This is a genomic window from Carboxylicivirga taeanensis (assembly GCF_051851475.1).
GTDB classification, from domain to species: domain Bacteria; phylum Bacteroidota; class Bacteroidia; order Bacteroidales; family Marinilabiliaceae; genus Carboxylicivirga; species Carboxylicivirga taeanensis.
In genome coordinates this window covers 1-4,910 of the sequence record NZ_JBPUSJ010000031.1, presented here as the reverse complement: position 1 = coordinate 4,910, position 4,910 = coordinate 1, and the positions used below count along the sequence as shown (strand labels likewise).

Genomic DNA, 4,910 nt, shown 5'->3' with positions numbered 1-4,910 from the left:
GAAAAGATAAACTCAAATACAACGCTTTGGCTCCGCTCATTTTGGAAAGTTCGTAAGATTAATTTCGCCTTACGACGCCATGCGGCAGGCCGTTGTACGCAATTCTCCCTATAAACCTATGGAATTGATTTTAAGACAAGTTAATCAATACCTTTTAGGTTTATTTATTTCTTTTGCTAACGTGCAAATTTTCAGGGGAATGTAAATTGTAAAATTTGACATTAGTCAGAATTCGGCAGAACACCCAACAATTGAGCTTCAAATGAATATAATATTTAGCTTAGACAGATTTTGATTTAGAATGTAACATATGGCAACACTTAGTGAGAGATTTATAGAAATTGGTCGTGGATATGAGAGAAAGTCTGAAAATTACAAATGTCCACATATTTTAGGAGTTGATATTAAAGAAAAAGAAAAGCCTTTTATTGTTGCGAGTGGTGACCATCATTCTGATTGTGGTGCAGCATTGATAAGCATTGATGAATTACTTTCTGATAGATGGAAAGAACATATTAAAAAAGCAAACTGTTCCGATTTTGTTGAGCAATTAAGGAAATCAGTTGAAAATGGAGAAAAATTTCCACAGAACATTATAGTGGAAATTGTTAATAATTCATTGAATAGCAAATAATAACTGCGTACAACAAGCCATCATAAAGTAGCCCTGGCTTAGGCGAGATTTGGGAGTTTAGCTCCCGCGCGATCGTAAGTGTAAACAAGAAAGCGAATATACCACACGCAGATCGGGCCACTTCATATGGCCAGACCGTTGGCCAGTATGAATAAAAAAAACAACCCATTAATATTTAAAAAATTGAAGAAACTTTATTTATTATTTTTAATCTCCATATTGTGCATTAATAGCATAATTGCCCAAAGTTTTATTGCTAATGGAATTGCATATAATATTACCTCTTCCGAAACCCCTTTTACTGTAGAGGTAACAAAGAAAGAGCAAAAATATATAGGCGCAATAAAGATTCCTGAGGAGATAATGCATGGTGAAAAGACATATACGGTAACTTCTATTGGTAACGAGGCATTTCAATATTGCTCATCAATAACTAATATCGAGCTGCCCAATAGCATTCAACATATAGGGGAATTGGCGTTTATGAATTGCCGAAAATTATCTCAAATAGAAATCCCTGATAATGTTAAAACAATCGGTAATAATGCATTTATATATTGCCATGAGTTAGCTAAAGTTTCTCTAGGGAGTTCATTAACTTCAATTGGAGATAATGCATTTAGATATTGTTATTTACTGGAAAATATAGAGATTCCAGATCAGGTTACATACATTGGAGATTTGGCATTTCATAGTTGTTCCATTTTATCCTCAGTTAAGATAGGAAAATCTGTTGTAACCATAGGAGGTGATGCATTTAGTAGTTGCAAAGAGCTTACAACGATACAATTACCAAATACAGTTAAAACAATAGGCGATGGAGCGTTTAGAAATTGTGATAAATTGACTTCAGTAGGTTTAGGTGATTCTGTTGAAACATTAGGGGATATGGCATTTGATAATTGTATTAGTTTATCGAATATAACTTTGCCAAATACTCTCAAATATATGGGGGGTTCTGTTTTCTATAACTGTATTGCTTTAGAGTCAATTAATATTCCAGATCTAGTACAGTCAATTGGGTATTATGCCTTTGAGCGTTGTTCTTCTTTAAATTCCGTTACTATAGGTAAATCTGTTAAATCCATCGGTCAGGAAGCTTTTAGTGAATGCGAGAAAATCAGTTCATTAATCATTCCAAATTCAGTAGAATCTATTGGTATAGGTGCCTTTGCTCAATGCACTAACTTAACTTCAATCGTATTTGGAAAGTCAATTTCAAGCATTGGGCAAAATGCTTTCAGAGGATGTCATTCCATGCAAGAAATTACCTGCTATTCAATTGATCCACCAAGGCTGGATTGGTGGGTGTTCACTGATGTTTCTAAAACAATTCCACTCTACGTTTTAAGGCAAAGTATTGACGCTTATAAGAGTGCTACTGGCTGGAAGGATTTCACCAATATTCAATATGAGATCATTAATGACAATGGAATTTTGTATGTAATTAGTTCGATAGAACCCAATGAGGTAACTGTTATTGGCACGGAGATTTCTGGCAAAATAGATATACCATCCGAGATAGCGCACAAATACTACGACTTCAAAGTAGCAAGCATTGAAGCAGAAGCTTTCAAAGATAACAACCAGATTGATGAAATTGTACTTCCGAATACTACCACAACAATTGGAGAACGAGCATTTTATAATTGTGGTAATTTGGAAAAAGTTTCGCTTGGTAGCTCAGTTGATATTGTTGGGGTGAGTGCTTTTGAGAAATGTAATAAATTAACATCGGTTCAATTACCCGACCCCTTAGAGGAGATAGCTTCTAATACATTTAAAGACTGCTCAAGCCTAACATCCATTGAATTTGGTATGACTCTAACTACTATTGGTAATTCTGCATTTGTAGGTTGTATTAGTATAAACTCAATCGAAATACCAAATTCTGTAAAAAGCATTAAAGGGAAAGCATTTGAAGGTTGTATAGAATTATCAAATCTCACAATAGGCTCTTCAGTAAGTAGTATAGGATATTATGCATTTAAAAACTGTACAGGATTAAGCTCCATCATATGTTTGAGCATAACACCTCCTAATTTATCTTCCGATGTTTTTGGTGGGGTTGATAAAACAATACCTGTATATGTTCCCACAGAAAGTTTTACAGACTATCAAACAGCAGATCAATGGAAAGACTTTTTTAATATTAAAACAGGGATTGAATCGAATAATACAATCAATTTTATTGTTTATCCGAATCCTGTAATAGACATGCTAGTAGTAGATGGCATTCTTCCAGATACACAGATATCAATTTATGATATGAGAGGTAAGCAAATCTATACTCGAATATCCAAAACCACAAAGGTACAGTTGGATTTTAGTAGTTTTTATAAAGGTGTATACATTCTTAAAGTGGAAGAAAATAAGAAAAAAGGAGTTGCTTTGGTAGTAAAGAACTAGTGTTAGCTTATGAGAACGAAATTTTGATGAGGTTGGAGGGTATACTGATCTATAATAACTGATTCTTTTCTATAAAAAATCACACTGGCCAACAAGCCGTCATAAGGCATGCCTCATAGCTGTGAGGTTTGGAGGTTTTATATCACGCACGAAAGAAAGAGAAACTAAGAAATAATCAATCACGTAGCGGCACGCATCATACGGCCGAACCGTTAGGGGCAATAAGTTCCGGCATGACTCTAAATCACAATATTAAATGAATATTGATTCGTTATTCTTCTAAAATAGACCACCAAAATTTCATAAACATTCAATGACTATTAAGAACAAGCTAAAACTAACCAAAGCGATACTAACAGTTACACTACTCGTCTTCGGAGCATTAATATCAATAGATTCTTTCAACAAAAGGGAAATAATTTCAGAATTGGGTGAAATTAGATTTTCACTTAATCAGTCATTGGCAACAGCGGAAAAAGAAGATGATGTGCTTTATTATGAATATTGCAAAAGCTTAAAAGAATTTGTTGACAAGCATCCAATTGAAATTGATTTTGTGTTGCCTTGTGACAAAATGAATAATTTGGAAGATACATCGATTGTAAATCATTATTTATCAGACTTCTTTGACCAAGTACATTTAATTGAATCTGAATATCAAAGATTGAATCACACAGCAAGTAATCGGATGGCTTTAACATTAATTTTCGTTAATATTCTGTTGCTATTGGGAGTTATTATTGACAGAATTAAATCTGACAATGAAAACTCGAGCGAATAATAAAATTAATAAATTACTGCCCCTAACACGCCGCTATAGCGCATAGCAGTCTGGCTCACTTTGGTTGGGCAGATTCCCGCCTCGATGGTCTCGTCCTCTCGGACGGACAATCTCAACGCAAATCTGCTACAGCGCCATGCGGCCAACCGTTGTAGCCTATTAAAAAAAACAGTACATGGAGACAGTATTGGGTAAATACAAGATTGAAATAGTAAATGACTCAACCTATACCCCAAATTCGACTGATAATATAAATTCATATGACATAGAATATTCAGAAAGTATGGGTTTATTCTCTAGAAATATGAGTTATACACAAACTGCAATAAAGACATATGAAAATTCGAATCTTGTTAAAACTGCAATAATTTGTGAACCAGGTGGTGTAACTATTGATTCAGAGACATCATTCGTTATTGATGATTCAGTATTGTATATAATTGCTAAGGATATGGTTTACTCACTTAATATTCCTGACCTTTCTCTGAATTGGTCTAAAGCAATTGATTCACTATGCTGCCTTGCTATTCATAGATTAGAAAGTGATTTATTAGTTCATGGCGAATTAGATATTGTAAGAATTGGCAGAGACGGACAAATTAAGTGGAGGTTTGGAGGAAGAGAAAATTGGATAAATCCATCAGGGAAACCTGAAGTGACAATAAAAACAAATCACATTGAACTTATTGACTTTGATTCTTATAAATACATTATAGATTTCAATGGTAAAGAAAAGAAGATTAGAATGAAATGGTGGAAAATAAAATAACAGGCTACAACACGCTAGTATAAAGCATATGGCGTTCGTGGTCGCTTGGAACTTAAGTTGGGTAATTGAGCACCGCCAAATCTTTGATTTGGCTTTAGTAATAGAAAGATAAAAACAAATAAAAGATTTGGCTCAGAGGTATTTTGGAAGGTTTGGTTCGTTAAAGTGCCATACGCTTCATCTAGCCAACCGTTACAGGCAATTTCGGGTTTCAGCTTTGATAGTGGGATAGAGGACGGTCGCCAAAAACCAAAACTTAGAATTACTTGGCCACTAATCCTGACTTGGTTGGTTTCATATTAGCCCAGACGTTCAGA

At 34.5% G+C, this 4,910-nt stretch carries 4 protein-coding genes; all 4 read left to right on the top strand.

All coding sequences use genetic code 11. The features are described 5' to 3' along the window. Positions 1 to 310 precede the first annotated feature (310 nt). The 4 genes from ACSX1H_RS18720 (at position 311) to ACSX1H_RS18705 (ending at position 4,593) form a co-directional block, all read left to right on the top strand. Positions 311 to 634, top strand: coding sequence for a hypothetical protein (locus ACSX1H_RS18720; RefSeq protein WP_439185781.1), 324 nt, complete (start codon positions 311 to 313; stop codon positions 632 to 634). Between the two features lie 147 nt (positions 635 to 781). Beyond that, positions 782 to 3,043 carry a leucine-rich repeat protein gene (locus tag ACSX1H_RS18715; protein ID WP_439185780.1) on the top strand — a complete coding sequence of 754 codons (2,262 nt, stop codon included), beginning with the start codon at positions 782 to 784 and terminating at the stop codon, positions 3,041 to 3,043. Between the two features lie 313 nt (positions 3,044 to 3,356). Further along, on the top strand, positions 3,357 to 3,824 hold the full coding sequence (locus ACSX1H_RS18710; RefSeq protein WP_439185779.1) for a hypothetical protein: 468 nt from the start codon (positions 3,357 to 3,359) through the stop codon (positions 3,822 to 3,824). 175 nt (positions 3,825 to 3,999) lie between these two features. Beyond that, positions 4,000 to 4,593, top strand: coding sequence for a hypothetical protein (locus ACSX1H_RS18705; protein ID WP_439185778.1), 594 nt, complete (start codon positions 4,000 to 4,002; stop codon positions 4,591 to 4,593). Positions 4,594 to 4,910 lie beyond the last annotated feature (317 nt).